At 68.3% G+C, this 13,421-nt stretch carries 12 protein-coding genes; 9 read left to right on the forward strand and 3 right to left on the reverse strand.

The genetic code is table 11. The features are described from left to right. Positions 1-10: 10 nt before the first annotated feature. The 4 genes from GQQ92_RS10555 to GQQ92_RS10570 all read left to right on the forward strand — a co-directional run bounded on the left by GQQ92_RS10555 (position 11) and on the right by GQQ92_RS10570 (position 5,347). A complete protein-coding gene (locus tag GQQ92_RS10555; RefSeq protein ID WP_156999225.1) occupies positions 11-1,309 on the forward strand; it encodes an ABC transporter substrate-binding protein in 1,299 nt (432 codons plus the stop codon). Positions 1,310-1,383: 74 nt separating this feature from the next. Then, complete coding sequence (locus GQQ92_RS10560) at positions 1,384-2,229, forward strand: carbohydrate ABC transporter permease (protein ID WP_232057634.1); 846 nt, start codon at positions 1,384-1,386, stop codon at positions 2,227-2,229. Next, positions 2,229-3,149 (forward strand): carbohydrate ABC transporter permease, encoded by a 921-nt coding sequence (locus GQQ92_RS10565; protein ID WP_156999227.1) that lies wholly within the window; start codon positions 2,229-2,231, stop codon positions 3,147-3,149. The genes GQQ92_RS10560 and GQQ92_RS10565 overlap by 1 nt, the downstream gene beginning before the upstream one ends. Positions 3,150-3,151: 2 nt before the next feature. Further along, positions 3,152-5,347 carry a glycoside hydrolase family 127 protein gene (locus GQQ92_RS10570; RefSeq protein ID WP_232057635.1) on the forward strand — a complete coding sequence of 732 codons (2,196 nt, stop codon included), beginning with the start codon at positions 3,152-3,154 and terminating at the stop codon, positions 5,345-5,347. A 42-nt stretch (positions 5,348-5,389) separates the two neighbouring features. On the opposite strand, the gene GQQ92_RS10575 is transcribed toward GQQ92_RS10570, so the two are convergent. After that, the gene (locus GQQ92_RS10575; protein WP_156999228.1) at positions 5,390-6,490 is read right to left on the reverse strand and encodes a LacI family DNA-binding transcriptional regulator; all 1,101 of its coding nucleotides are present in this window, start codon (positions 6,488-6,490) and stop codon (positions 5,390-5,392) included. 133 nt (positions 6,491-6,623) lie between these two features. Between GQQ92_RS10575 and GQQ92_RS10580 the strand changes: the two genes are divergently transcribed. The 5 genes from GQQ92_RS10580 (at position 6,624) to GQQ92_RS10600 (ending at position 11,414) form a co-directional block, all read left to right on the forward strand. Further along, the gene (locus GQQ92_RS10580) at positions 6,624-7,496 is read left to right on the forward strand and encodes an ABC transporter substrate-binding protein (RefSeq protein ID WP_156999229.1); all 873 of its coding nucleotides are present in this window, start codon (positions 6,624-6,626) and stop codon (positions 7,494-7,496) included. 84 nt (positions 7,497-7,580) lie between these two features. Continuing rightward, positions 7,581-8,375, forward strand: a complete 795-nt coding sequence (locus tag GQQ92_RS10585; RefSeq protein ID WP_156999230.1) for an amino acid ABC transporter permease — start codon at positions 7,581-7,583, stop codon at positions 8,373-8,375. After that, positions 8,372-9,142, forward strand: coding sequence for an amino acid ABC transporter ATP-binding protein (locus tag GQQ92_RS10590; protein ID WP_156999231.1), 771 nt, complete (start codon positions 8,372-8,374; stop codon positions 9,140-9,142). The genes GQQ92_RS10585 and GQQ92_RS10590 overlap by 4 nt, the downstream gene beginning before the upstream one ends. Further along, positions 9,142-10,236, forward strand: coding sequence for a Gfo/Idh/MocA family protein (locus GQQ92_RS10595; RefSeq protein WP_156999232.1), 1,095 nt, complete (start codon positions 9,142-9,144; stop codon positions 10,234-10,236). The genes GQQ92_RS10590 and GQQ92_RS10595 overlap by 1 nt, the downstream gene beginning before the upstream one ends. A 2-nt stretch (positions 10,237-10,238) precedes the next feature. Next, positions 10,239-11,414, forward strand: coding sequence for an NAD(P)/FAD-dependent oxidoreductase (locus GQQ92_RS10600; RefSeq protein WP_156999233.1), 1,176 nt, complete (start codon positions 10,239-10,241; stop codon positions 11,412-11,414). A gap of 125 nt (positions 11,415-11,539) precedes the next feature. On the opposite strand, the gene GQQ92_RS10605 is transcribed toward GQQ92_RS10600, so the two are convergent. Next, positions 11,540-12,373 carry a PfkB family carbohydrate kinase gene (locus tag GQQ92_RS10605; RefSeq protein WP_156999234.1) on the reverse strand — a complete coding sequence of 278 codons (834 nt, stop codon included), beginning with the start codon at positions 12,371-12,373 and terminating at the stop codon, positions 11,540-11,542. Positions 12,374-12,384: 11 nt separating this feature from the next. Continuing rightward, complete coding sequence (locus tag GQQ92_RS10610; protein WP_232057636.1) at positions 12,385-13,194, reverse strand: SIS domain-containing protein; 810 nt, start codon at positions 13,192-13,194, stop codon at positions 12,385-12,387. Between the last annotated feature and the right edge of the window lie 227 nt (positions 13,195-13,421).

Here is a 13,421-nt window from a genome sequence, read left to right on the forward strand (position 1 = left end):
GAGTACACGGATGAGATCACGCAATCGCCGGATGACGCGGGCTGGGGCACTGCTCGCCGCCGGCGCCCTCATGTTCGGGCTCGCGGCCTGTTCCGGCGGCGACGACGGCGGCGACGCCTCGAGCCTCGCCGACGCCGGGGTCGAGGGCGTCGACGACGGTTCGACGCTGACCCTCTGGACCCGCGCCCCCCTCGAGAAGCAGGCCAAGCTGCTCGTCGAGGCCTACAACGACAGCCACGAGAACCAGGTCGAGCTCACGGTCGTGCCGAACGACGACTACGTCGCGAAGGTCGGCGCCGCGGCCGGTTCCAACGGCCTGCCCGATCTCTTCGCGGCCGACATCGTCTACGTGCCGAACTGGGTGAAGCAGGGGCTGTTCCAAGACCTCACGGCCAACATCGACGGCCTCGACTACAAGGACTCGATCAACAAGGGCCACCTCGCGGCGGGCACGCTCGACGGCAAGGAGTACGTGCTGCCGTTCGTGCTCGACCTCTCGATGCTCTTCTGGAACAAGGACCTCGCGACCGAGGCAGGCCTCGACGCCGAAGCAGGCCCCGCGAACCTCGAGGAGTTCGCCGAGTGGGCGAAGGCGATCCAGGCCCTCGACAAGCCCGACACGTACGGCACGGCGACGGGCCTGAACTGCGGCGGATGCCTCGTCTTCACCTGGTTCCCGAGCAGCTGGGCCGACGGCCAGGACGTGCTCTCCGACGACGGCACCGAGTCGCTGCTCGCGAGCGACACCGCGAAGGACATCTACGCGACGTGGAAGGATCTCTGGGATTCTGGCGCCGTGCTGCCCTCCTCGCAGGACGAGGCCGGACCCACCTGGACCGCGGCATTCACCGAGGGCAAGGTCGGCCTGATGCCGTACCCGGCCACGCTGCTCTCCTCGACGCCGTTCGACGTGGGCGTCGCCGGCATCCCGGGTCCGAAGGGCGGCGGATCGACGTTCGTCGGCGGCGACGGCATGGGCGTCTCGAAGGACTCCAAGAAGGCCGCGCAGGCGTGGAACTTCCTCAGCTGGATGATGAGCGAGGACGCGCAGGTCGGCGTGCTCGCGAAGGACAACAACGTGGTCTCGCGCTCCGACCTCGCCGACAACGAGTACTCGCAGCAGGACCCCCGCCTGATCACGATCAACGAGGTCGCCGCCGAGGGCGACACCCCCGTCGCGATCAACTTCCAGCAGGCGTTCAACGCGCCGAACAGCCCGTGGCTGACCATGGTCCGCAACGCGGTGCTGGGCGACGCCTCGAGCATCGACGCCGACAACGACGAGATCACGGCGGTGCTCTCGCAGTGAGCACCGCCGTCCGCGGCGCCGGACAGGTCACCCCTGTCCGGCGCCGCACCACTCGTGCTCGGCGCCGCGGCGCGGTGACCGGTTGGCTCTTCGCGCTGCCGACGGCGCTGTTCGTGCTGCTGCTGTTCGGCCTGCCGCTGCTGCTCGTGCTGCAGATGTCGGCGAGCGACTGGCCGCTCCTCGGCGGCAACCAGGGCTGGAACTTCCCGGCCAACTACGTCGAGGCCGTCGACAACCGCTTCTTCATGGACTCGGTCTGGTTCACGCTGAAGTACACGGTGCTGACCACGGTCATCCTGCTCGCGCTGAGCCTCGGGCTCGCGATGCTCGTGCAGGAGTCGACGCGGTGGAAGGGCCTGCTGCGCACCTCGTTCCTCGTGCCGAGCGCCCTCGGCCTGGCATCCGCCTCTCTGCTCTTCTACGTGCTGTACTCGCCGATCGCCGGACCGTTCGCCGATCTCATGAAGGCGTGGGGGTTCACCTTCCTCGGCACGCCCGACGGCGCGCTCTGGTCGACGGTGTTCCTCATCGTCTGGCGGTACGCGGGCTTCTACATGCTGCTCATGCTCGTCGGGCTGCAGGGCATTCCCGAAGACGTCTACGAGGCCGCGCGCATCGACGGCGCCTCGCGGTGGCAGACGTTCCGGAGCATCACGATCCCGCTGCTTCGCCCGACCCTCGCGCTCACGACCGTGCTCTGCGTCACGGGTTCGCTGCTCGCGTTCGAGCAGTTCTACATCCTCACCAAGGGCGGCCCCGACAACTCGACCATCACGGTCGTGCAGCTCATCTACAGCATGGCGTTCCAGGGCCAGAACGACCTCGGCGTCGCCGGCGCGCTCTCGGTGATCGTGCTGCTCGCGCTCGTCGTCATCAACATCGCGCAGATCCGCGCGTTCGGAAGGAAGGCGGAGGACTGATGAGTCTCGTCACACGTCGTACGACGCCCCCCACCGACTCCACCGTCGCGATCGTCGCGCCGAACCACCGCGGCGGTGCTCCACGCAAGCGGCCGACGACCGTCGCCGGCATCGCCCTGCGAACGCCCTACTGGGTGCTCACGGCCGCCCTCGCGCTGCTGTTCCTCTACCCGCTCATCTGGACCGCGATCTCGTCGGTCAGCCCGCTCGCGGGCACGAACCAGACCGACGGCTGGGGCTTCGGCAACTACGTCACGCTGGCGAACTACCAGGCCGGCATCTGGGTGTACCTGCTCAACTCGACGTTCGTCTCGCTGCTGACGGTGCTGCTGACGCTCACGATCTCGCTGCTCGGCGGGTACGCGTTCGCGCGGTTCTCCTTTCCGGGCAAGGACCTGCTGTTCCTCTCGACGCTAGCGATCCTGATGGTGCCGTACGCGACGCTGCTCATCCCGCTCTACGTGCTGCTGAACTCGGTCGGCCTGTCGAATTCGCTCGTCGGCGTCGCCCTCGTGCTCACCATGTTCCAGTTGCCGTTCTCGATGTTCATGATGCGCATCTCGTTCGAGTCGATTCCGCGTGAGCTCGACGAGGCGGCGATGGTCGACGGATGCTCCGCCTGGACCGTGCTCTGGCGTGTGCTCGTCCCCGCGGTGAAGCCGGGGCTCATCACGGTCGGCCTGTTCGCGTTCCTCGCGGCGTGGAACGACTTCATGGCACCGCTCATCCTCATCAACGACTCGAACCGGATGACCCTGCCGCTCGCGATCTCGAACCTCCGCGGCCAGGTGCAGGGCGTCGTCGACTACGGCGCCACCGAGGCCGGCGTGGTCGTGCTCGCGCTGCCGTGCATCCTGCTCTTCCTGATCCTCCAACGTCACTACGTGCGCGGCTTCATGTCGGGCGCCTTCAAGGGATGACCATGACCTCTTCGCCCACCGCCACCGCTGCGGCCACGACGCATGCCGTGCCCGTCTCGCCGTCGAGGGGCGCGCTGCGCCCGCTCGGCATCGACGAGGTGCGCATCACCGGCGGCCTCTGGGCCGAGCGCCAACGCGTCAACGGCACCGCGACGCTCGACCACATCGAGCACTGGCTCGAGCGCGAGGGATGGCTCGCGAACTACGACCTCGCAGTCGACGGCGGGCTCGCCGAGGGCCGTCGCGGCCGTGAGTTCTCCGACTCCGAGGTCTACAAGTACCTCGAGGCGGTCGCCTGGGAGATCGGACGGCTCGAGGCATCCGTCGCCCCCGCCGGTCGAGGAGGCCCGTCAGGGCCGTCTCGAGACCTGGACCCGGACCACGATCCCGCTGGTCGAGGAGGCCCGCCAGGGCCGTCTCGAGACCTGGACCCGGATCACGATCCCGCTGGTCGAGGAGGCCCGTCAGGGCCGTCTCGAGACCTGGACCCGGACCACGATCCCGCCGCCCGCGCCGCCGCCCTCGACGCCCGATTCCGGGCGGTCGTCGCCCGCGTCGCGGCAGCCCAGGAGCCCGACGGGTACCTCAACACGCGCTTCGGCCGCGAGGGCCAGCCGCCGCGCTGGTCGGACCTCGAGTGGGGGCACGAGCTCTACTGCCTGGGGCACCTGTTCCAGGCGGCGGTAGCCCGCCACCGCACGCTGGCGCGCGGTACGGCCGCGGATGCGGCCGACGGAGCAGGGCCCGCGGCATCCGACCCGCTCGTCGAGGTGGCGAGGCGTGCGGCCGACCACGTGTGCGAGGTCTTCGGCGAGGGCGGCGACGAACGCATCTGCGGGCACGCCGAGGTCGAGGTGGGCCTGGTCGAACTCGGTCGCGCGTTGGGGGAACCGCGCTACGTCGAGCAGGCCCGCCTCTTCGTCGAACGTCACGGCCGGGGCACGCTCGCCGACATCGAGTGGGGTCGCTCCTACTATCAGGACGACGTCGCCGTGCGCGATGCCGAGGCCCTGCGCGGGCACTCGGTGCGGGCGAACTACCTGGCCTCGGGCGCGACGGACGTCGCGATCGAGACGGGCGACCGCGACCTGTTCGGCGCGCTCGCCGGGCAGTGGTCGCGCACGCTCGAGCGGCGCACGTACGTCACGGGCGGGCAGGGATCGCACCATCAGGACGAGGCCTTCGGCGAGGACTGGGAGCTGCCGAGCGACCGTGCCTACTCCGAGACGTGCGCGGGCGTGGCATCCGTCATGTTCAGTTGGCGGCTGCTGCTCGCGACCGGCGACGCCCGTCACGCCGACCTCATCGAGCGCACGCTCTTCAACGTGGTCGAGACGTCGCCGGATGCCTCGGGCACGGCGTTCTACTATGCGAACACGCTGCACCAGCGCGTGCCGGGAGCGCCCGCCGATCCCGATGTCGTGTCGCCGCGTGCGCACTCGTCGCTGCGCGCGCCGTGGTTCGACGTCTCGTGCTGCCCGCCGAACACGGCGCGCACGTTCGCGAGCCTCGCCGCGTACCTCGCGACGGCGGATGCCGCGGGCGTGCAGCTGCACCAGTACGCGCCGGCCTCGATCCGCACCGTGCTCGACGACGGACAGCCCGTCGCGCTCGACGTCTCGACGGCGTACCCCGCCGACGGCTCGGTGCGTGTGCGGGTGCTGACGGATGCCTCCGCCCCGTGGCGGCTCTCGCTCCGCGTGCCGGTGTGGGCCGAGGGCGCGACGCTCGTGATCCGCCCGGCCGGCGAGTCGCTCGAGCAGGTGCAGGATGCCTCGCCCCACGGCCGCGCGGGCGAGGTGTCGTTCGAACGGCGCTGGGCCGCGGGCGACGAGGTCGAACTGCGCCTGCCGATGGCGCCTCGGTTCACCTCGCCCGATCCCAGGGTCGATGCGGTGCGCGGATGCCTCGTGGTCGAGCGCGGCCCCGAGGTGTTCGCCCTCGAATCGGTCGACCTCGCCGGAACGCCGCTCGCGGCATCCGACTTCGCCGACCTGCGGGTCGATCCGGGCGTCGCGCCCGCCGCTCGTGCGGACGGCGTGGGCGGCGGCGATGGCGATGGCGATGGCGACGGCAGTGTGCTCGTGCGCCTCGTCGATGCGCGAACGGATGCCGCTGCCGACGTGCCGCTCGTGCCGTACCACGCGTGGGCCGAGCGCGGCCCGTCGACGATGCGGGTGTGGATCCCGGCGCGGTAGGCGGTCGACGCGGCTGCACGTCGGATCAGCCACGTCGTCGATTCAGAGCCTCGGCGGAGCCACCGATTCCCGCTCGATGAGCCGCTGGTCGAGCACCTTCGTGACGAACGGTCCCCCGTCACCGCGGATGCGCCGGACCAGGAGCCGAGCAGCTTCGGCACCGATCTCATGGATCGGCTGAGACATGACGGTGATCGACGGTGTCGTGAGCCCGGTCCAGTCGGCGTCGTCGAATGCGACGAGCGAGAGGTCCTCGGGGATGCGGAGGCCGACGCTGCGAGCCGCGCGGAACACCGCGAGGGCGATGCGCGAATCCGACGCGACGACAGCGGTCGCGGCATCCGGTCCCGTGATCAGTTCGACCGCGGCGCGCTCGACGCCGTCGGCACGTGCGTTCAGGCGCACCCATGCCTCCGGACGAGGGATGCCGGCCTCGGCCAGGGTGGTCGTGAATCCCGCGACGCGCTCTGCGACCGAAGACGACCCCAGCACTTCGCCGGAGCGATAGCCGTCGGTGTGAAGGAGCGTTGAGATGAAGGCGATACGTCGATGTCCGGCCGATGTGAGCAGCCCGGTGAGTTTCCTGGCTCCGGTGCGGTTCGCAGCGATGACCGCGTCGGCCTCGATGCCTTCGGCGACGCGATCGAAGAGGACGAGTGGGCGACCGGCGTCGACGATCGTGCGCAAGTTGCGGATATCGACCGAGGATGCCGGGGCGACGAGCAGCCCGTCGACACGTTTGGCGAGTTGGACGCCGATCGCCTTCGCCTCGGACTCGGTCTCCTCGTCGGAGTTCGAGAGGATGAGATCGAAGCCTGCCGTGTCGGCGATGTCGGCCGCGCCCCGAGTCGCCTGAGCGAAGAACGGGTTCTCGATATCGCCGACCACGATGCCGATGGTGTTCGAGCGACCGGTGGTCATCGTGCGGGCGAGGGCGTTCGCGCGGTATCCGAGTTCCTCGGCTGCGCGCTGCACTCGTTCCCGCACGGAATCGCTGACCGCGCCGTAGTCGCCGAGTGCTCGAGCCGCGGTCGCCTTCGACACTCGGGCGGCTGCCGCGACATCGCTCACGGTCACCTCACGTCGGCCGTTGCCGTTGCCGTGAGTGTTGCTGCTCGCATGCTCGGATCCGTGCTCGCCCACATCGCCCTCCGAAGACTGGTGCTTGACGCGACGTGATTCGTCGCGTACGGTCACTCAAAACGAATTGAGACCGGTCTCAACATACGCGATTGAGACCGGTCTCAACAAGACCGGATCCAACGAGAGGACCATCGTGAACGTCCGCACCACCATCCGCAGTGTCGTCGTGGCCGCCGCTGCTGCGGCATCCATCGTCGCGCTCGCCGCCTGCTCCTCGGGAGCAGCCAGTTCGTCGGGCGAAACCGAGGAGAACGTCTACGGTCTGATCACGCCCGGGCAGATCCGCGTCGCGAGTCTCGGCGACGCGAAACCCTACACCTTCACCGACGAGTCGGGTGAGTTCACCGGGTTCGACGTCGAACTCTTCGAAGACGTCGCAGGGCGCATCGGCATCGAAGACGTCGTCTTCACCGGGCAGGACTTCTCCGGGCTGCTCTCGGCGGTCGCGAACGGTCAGTTCGACGTGGGCGTCGCCGCCATCGGCATCACCGAAGAGCGCGAGCAGACCGTCGACTTCTCCGATGGATATCTCGCCGGATATCTCACCGTGATGTCGAGCCCCGAAGCCGCGATCTCTGACGTCGACGACCTCGCAGGGAAGCGTCTCGGCGTCGTGCAGGGCACGCTTCAGGAGGCATACGCCGTGAAGAACTTCACGGAGACCGAACTGGTGCGCTTCCCGGACAACAACGCCGCAATCTCGGCCGTCAACAGCGGTAGCATCGATGCCCACTTCCTCGACTACGAGGCCGCTAAGCAGTACGCCGAGCAGTTCGGTCTCGAGAACGCGATCGACATCCCCTCGTTCGACGCGCCGGCGGGGTTCGCGATCGCGAAGGGCAAGCCAGAGTTCCAGGCCGCGCTGAACGAAGCGCTGCATGCCGCAATGGAGGACGGCACCTGGAAGGAGCTCTACGAGAAGTGGTTCCCCGGCTCGCCGATGCCGGACCAGTACCTGCCCTCGGCCGAGCAGACCGAGGCGCCTGCGGAGACCGAGTCCGAATAGCGCACTGAGCGAGGGCGGACGGGATGTTCCGACCCGCCCTCGCTCAGCCGCGGTGCACCCACAACGACAGGACCAGGAACTGACATGGACTGGCTCGACAACATCATCAAGACGTTCTTCGATTTCGACGCGATGTGGCAGGTCTTCCCGCAACTGCTCGGCGTCGGCCTCGTGAACACGCTCGTGATCTCGATCTGGGCGACGGTCATCGGAATCGTGCTCGGCATGGTCATCGCGATCATGGGAATCTCCAAGACGAGGTGGTTGCGCATTCCCGCCAGGGTGTACACCGACATCTTCCGCGGCTTGCCGGCGATCCTCACCATCTTGCTCATCGGTCAGGGTTTCGCTCGGTTCAGTCAGCAGCTGTTCGGCCCATCGCCGTACCCCCTCGGCATCCTCGCGCTCAGTCTCATCGCTTCCGCATACATGGGAGAGATCTTCCGCGCCGGCATCCAGAGCGTCGAACGTGGCCAGCTCGAGGCCTGTCGTGCGCTCGGTATGAGCTACGGCTCGGCGATGCGGCTGGTGGTGGTGCCACAGGGCGTACGTCGCGTGCTGCCGGCACTGGTGAACCAGTTCATCGCGATCGTGAAGGACTCGAGCCTCGTCTACTTCCTCGGGCTGCTTGTATCCGAGCGCGAACTGTTCCGTGTCGGCCAGGACGCAGCTGTGCTGACGGGCAACCTCTCGCCGCTGGTGATGGCCGGACTCTTCTACCTCGTCATCACCGTGCCGTTGACCCACCTCGTGAACTACTTCGACAACCGGTTCCGGACCGGTAGACGAAAGGCTACTCCGCCGAAGTCCGGACTCGACGAGGTCGAGGAGCAGAACCAGAACTCCACGACCGCGATGACCTACGGGAGCAACACATGACGTACACCTCGCCTGTGCCTGTCACCGACGGCCACTTCTACGAAGGCTCGAGTCTCGAACTTCAGGGTCTCACCATGGCCTACGGCGACATCGAAGTCCTGAAGGACGTCTCGCTCACCGTGGCGCCCGGAACCACGACCTGCATCATCGGCCCGTCGGGATCGGGCAAGTCCACGCTCCTGCGCGGTGTGAACCGGCTGCACGAGCCGAAGTCCGGCTCGGTGCGACTCGCCGATGACGATGCGCTCGCCCTGAAACCCGATGTGCTGCGCCGTCGAATCGGCCTCGTCTTCCAGCACTTCAATCTCTTCCCGGACCACACCGCGCTCGACAATGTCGCGCTCGCGCTGCGCAACGTCAAGGGAATGTCGAAGAAGGAAGCGGCCCGTGTCGCCGCCGCTCGCCTCGATGAGGTGGGCCTCGCCGAGCGCGCCGACCACCGGCCGCGCGACCTGTCTGGCGGCCAGCAGCAACGCGTGGCGATCGCCCGTGCCCTCGCGATGGATCCCGAGGTCATGATGTTCGATGAGGCGACGAGCGCACTCGACCCCGAGCTCGTCAAGGGGGTGCTGAACCTCATGGCGAACCTCGCGCAGCGGGGCATGACGATGCTCGTCGTCACGCACGAGATGGGTTTCGCGAGGAAGGTGGCAGATCAAGTCGTCTTCATGGATGAGGGCCGTGTCGTCGAGGCGGGGACCCCCGACCAGATCTTCGACCACCCCGAGAGCCCACGACTGCGGCGATTCCTCTCGGAGGTGCTCTGATGACGGATGCTTCGAGCCGAACGGTTGCCGCGGCTGAGAGCCGCGCACCCGCGTCACCGCCGATCCGCACGGCCGTCATCGGCTTCGGCACGTCGGGACGGGTGTTCCATGCCCCGTTCTTGGACGCTGACCCCGCCTACACGCTCGACGTCATCGTCACCGCGGACTCCGCGCGCCGGGCGGCCGCGCTGGCGAGGCATCCGGGGGTCGAAGTGCTCGCGAGCGTCGGCGAGCTGTGGACCGTCGCCGACCGACTCGACCTCGTGGTCATCGGCTCGCCGAGCGGCACGCATGCGTCGCTGGCCGCCACGGCGCTCGAGGCCGGACTCGATGTGGTCGTCGACAAGCCGTTCGCGGTCCGCGCCGACGAGGGCCGCGAGCTCATTTCGCTCGCCGAACGGCTCGGACGCACGCTCACCGTGTTCCAGAACCGCCGATGGGACGGCGACTTCCGCACCCTGCGGCGACTCGTCGAGTCCGGTGATCTCGGTCAGGTCCGGCGGTTCGAGTCACGGTTCGAGTGGTGGCAGCCGGAGCCGTCCGCTTCGTGGAAGACCGCAGCCACCGCCGCCGAGGGCGGCGGCATCCTCTACGACCTGGGCACGCATCTCATCGATCAGGCGATCCAGCTGTTCGGGCCGGTTGCGGAGCTCACCGCCGAGGTCGACCGACGTCGCGATGCCGCCGCGGCTGACGACGACGTCTTCCTCGCTCTCCGCCACGACTCCGGCGTGCGTTCTCACCTCTGGATGAGTGCGATCGCCCCACAGTCCGGACCGCGGTTCCACGTGCTCGGCTCGCGTGCCGGCTACACGAGCTGGGGCCTGGATGGTCAGGAGCCGGCGCTCATCGCGGGCGCCCTGCCCGGCGATCGCGGATTCGGCGAGACACCGGAGGCGCGCTGGGGCGTGCTCGGCGTCGACGGGGAGGCTCGCCCTCTACCGATGGAGCGCGGCGACTACGGCGAGTTCTATCGGCTGCTCGCATCGGCGATCCACGGTGAAGGGCCGCTGCCGGTAGATCCGGCCGATGCTGTCGCCGTGCTCGAGCTCATCGAGCGCGCACACAAATCGAGAACACGAGAAGGACACTGAACATGACTGGAACCGAATCGAAGCACGTCGTCGTCATCGGTGGCGGCATCCTCGGAGCATCGACTGCCGCGCATCTCGCGAGAGGAGGCGCGGAGGTGACGCTGGCCACCGGCGGAGTGCTGGCAGATGGCGCTTCCGGTCGTTCGATCGCCTGGCTGAACTCGTCGGGCGACCGCTCGGCCGAGTACCACTACCTGCGCCTGCTGGCGCTCGATCGCTACCGCACGTGGGCTGAACGTCATCCCGAGAGCCGCACCTATCTGCGTTTCGACGGCGCCATGAAGTGGGCCGGCGATGGCGAGAGCTACCGCGAGACGTACGCATTCGAGCGGGCGAACGGGTATGACGCGGTGTGGGTCGAACCCGCCGATGTGGCAAGGTTCGCGCCTGACGTCGATGTTTCCGCAGTTGCCGCGGAGGGCGCGATATTCAACCCTGGTGAAGGCTGGGTCAGTCTGCCCGATCTCATTGCCGCCCTGGTCGAAGAGGCACGTACGAATGGCGCTCGTGTTCTCGAGCACGCTGGCGACGTGCGTGTCGACGTGCGGGACGGCGTCGCGGTCGGAGCCGTCTTGGGCGACGGCACAAGGCTGGCGGCTGATGAGGTCGTGCTCGCGACCGGACCTGCGGTGCCGGGGCAGCTCGCCGATTTGGGTGTAACGATTCCGGATGCGACGCCGGCCGCATTCGTTCTGTTCACCGACCCGGCGCCCGTCGAGGTGACCACCGTATTGAACACGCCGCGCGTCGCCGTGAGGCCGACACCCGACGGCCGGCTCGTGCTCGACGCAGACTGGGCGGAGCAGTCGGTCGTCGTAGGTGACGACGGTTCGCTCACCGTGCCCGAAACCTCAGTGCGAGGCCTGCTCGACGAGGCGTCGAGGGTGCTCGCCGGCAACCCGCAGCTGACGGCAGATCGTGTCGGCGCCGGGCTGAAGCCGATCCCGGGCGATGGCGACCCGGTCGTCGGTCCGGTTCCGTCGATCGAGGGATTGTCCACGCTCTTCACGCATTCCGGCGCGACGCTGGGGCTGATCTTGGGCGAACTGCTCGCCGAGGAGATCATCACCGGTCGTCCGTCGCCGGTGCTCGCCTCGTTCCGTCCGGAACGGTTCAGCATCGAAGTACTGCCCGACGCCGTCGGGACGGGGGCCTGGGCGCCCGTGCTGCAAAAGTAGCGCGCGTCGTGGTCGCGGCACTTCGGAGTCCCTGCCGACTATCGTCCTCTTCTTACGGCTCGAACGCGCATTGAGCCGGGAAGACGTCGATGGCACGGGTTCTCGTCGCGTCTCGTGGTGTGGCGTCAGGCTTCGGTGCGTGCGGCCGGCCATCCACCTCGGTGCTCGCATGTGCGCGCCGCGCGCTCGGCTGCAGCCGACAACGCCTCGGCGACCGGTCGATTGCGGAGGCGCGCGGCGATGAATCCCGCGATGAAGGCATCGCCGGCGCCGGTGGTATCCACGACGCGCGCCGGCGCGGCCGCCTGTGACCACCACCGTGAGCCGTCGAAGGCGAGCGCGCCGACGGCCCCGCGCGTGACCACCGCGAGCGAGGCGCCTGCGAGCATCGCCTCCTCGGCCACGCCCATGGCCTCCGAGACGGGCCCAGCGCCGACCGAGCCGAACGCGACGTCGAGACCCGCGTATCCCGTGGATACGGCGCAGTCCTGACTGATGATCGGTCGAACGAATCCATCCACGTGACCGCGGGCGTCGTTCCAGGCGCCGTGCATCGCCTCGCGCACGGCGCCGGCATCGCCGAGCATGCCGAGGTGCACCCAGTTGACGCCGTCGATGGCGGCGATCGCATCCGCATCGGGGGCATAGTCGGCGGTGACACCGAACTCCTCGGAGACGAAGACCCGCTCGCCGTCGGGCTGCACGTCGATGCGTGTCATTGCGGTGGTGCCCGGCCGTGTGACGAGATGCAAGGGATCGAGTCCCGCACGACGGATGCCTTCAGCGATTACCCGCCCCGCGGCATCCGTCCCGATGGCGCCGAGGTACGCGGTCGGCACGCCCGCGTCCACAAGTTGCGCGCCAACGTTGAGGGCGTTGCCGCCGACGAAGCGGCCGGGCTCGGCCCCCAGATACTCGTCGATCGTGTTGTCGCCGACGACGGCTGCGGTGCGGGGCATCCCTCGTCGCCTCAGTATTGGATGCGGCGATAATAGCGGCGCGTGCTGAGTGGGTGGTCGCGCAGCACCTCGAGGTGGGCACTAACCCGCTCGAGCGCGGTCGCGAGCAGTGTGGGTGCGAGCAGCGCACGCAGTTCGGGAGAGAACCCAGGCAACTCGAAGTCCGCGGTATCGATGACCGTGAGCGTGTCGGTGATGCTCGGCACGAAGGCTTCGACGCGCTCGACGAGGGATCGCCCCGGGCCTTCGCCTTTGAGCGCGATCACGCTCACGCCGGACTCGAGCAGTTCGAGGGTGCCGTGGAAGAAGTCGCTTGCGTGAACGGGGCGTGTGCGGATCCACTGCATCTCCTCGAGGATGCACATCCCGTAGTAGAACGCCTCGGGCCAACTGCCGCCCGCCCCAGTGATGATGTGGAAGTCGCTGCCTGCGATGATCTGCGCCAGCTCTGCGGCTCGCTCTTCGAACCTGCGCTTGATGCCGAGCAACGCGCCGGGAAGGCCAGCCAGGTCGGATCGTAGGCGGCGCGCCTCGGTATAGTCGTCGACTGAGTCGAGGATCGACAGGGCGATGAGCAATGCCTGCACTGTGAACGTCTCGCTGGAGGTGTCATCTGCGGCGAAGCTCGTGAGGTTCGCATCCGCTTCTTGCGCGAGCGGTGTCGCGGCATGCCCGGTGAGCGTGAGGACGAAGGCGCCCGCCGAGCGCGCGAACCGCAGCAGCTCGATGCTCTCGGCGGTCGTGCCCGACAGTGACGGGATGACGACGAGCGTCTTCGGTCCCAAGTGCACCGACCCAGTGATGACGAGCTCGGCCGGCATCTCGTGCAGCACACGCAGTCGTGACCGGGTCTGCAGCACGCGCACGGCCGGTTGCATCAAGATGCCGGCGCCGCCGGATCCGGCGAAGATCACCGTGTGGGTGCCGGCGTCGAGCCGCTCGCGCACGAGGGAGTCGATGCGGTCGGCGAGTCCGACCGCGGAGGATTGGATATCGACGAAGCGCTCTGGATCGAAGTTCAACATGGAGGTCCTTAGGTTGTGGCTGA

It is taken from the genome of Agromyces terreus, from assembly GCF_009749465.1.
Lineage (GTDB): Bacteria > Actinomycetota > Actinomycetes > Actinomycetales > Microbacteriaceae > Agromyces > Agromyces terreus.